Raw genomic sequence first — 910 nt, forward strand, 5'->3', positions numbered from 1 at the left:
TAGACCATGACCAGCGCTGTAAATCCGCCTATCCAATGCCCAGCATGGTGCATCACATAGACTTTCCCATCGCTTTTCAGCGCCAAGAAAGTAAACAAAATGGCAAGAAAAACGAAGATTCCCATCCAATAATAAATACTCGTTTCAACAGAAACCTCAGTAATCACAACACCGATAATCGATAACACTAGAATCAGGATGGGGGAAAACCAATGACGTGTTTGACGCTCTTCCATTGCTCACTCCTCGTTATAAAAACCAAGACAGTAAAGTCTAAATTTCGCTTAAATCAATACCAGATATTTCTGCGTTGACCGATGCCAAAACGCTGGAATATTCCTCAATTAATCGATCAATATCGCTTTCACATTTCGTTTGAATCGCTGCTTCTAGATCATTTAATAGCGACTCAAGGTTCTTAGCTCCAATGGCGCCAGCAAGACGTTTAACAGTATAGATTAGCCGCAAACTATTCATTTCATCTTTTTCTATACGTTTTTGATCTAGGGCGTAGACACCGTCTTCACAGCAGCGCTGAAACTGCATGAGAATCCGACAATAAAGATGTCGATTGCCATGCAATGCTGTCAATGCAGCATTCGCATCAATCATGTTCTTGGTATCAGATTTTGGTTTGGCGAAAGATTCATCATTGCCGATCGAGGTTTTAAGAGAATGCTCTTCGATCTTTTGCAGTAAGTCTTCAAGAACAAAAGGCTTGGTTAAGAAGTCCGTCATACCGACTTCAAGACAACGCGCTTTGACGTCTATCGCAGCGTTGGCAGTCATGGCGACAATGGCTAGCTGCTGCGGATCGAAAGATTCTCTGATTTTTAAAGTGGCACTATAGCCATCACAAACCGGCATTTGCAGATCCATCAGCACTAAGTGATACTGATTCTTAGAAACA

2 protein-coding genes are annotated in these 910 nt (G+C 42.0%); both read right to left on the reverse strand.

The genetic code is table 11. The features are described 5' to 3' along the window. The coding region (locus A3738_RS06695; RefSeq protein ID WP_197473651.1) for a hypothetical protein at positions 1 to 236 on the reverse strand (236 nt) is incomplete at its 3' end. A gap of 37 nt (positions 237 to 273) precedes the next feature. Then, the coding region (locus A3738_RS06700) for a response regulator (protein ID WP_156504017.1) at positions 274 to 910 on the reverse strand (637 nt) is incomplete at its 5' end.

It is taken from the genome of Oleiphilus sp. HI0066, assembly GCF_001635725.1.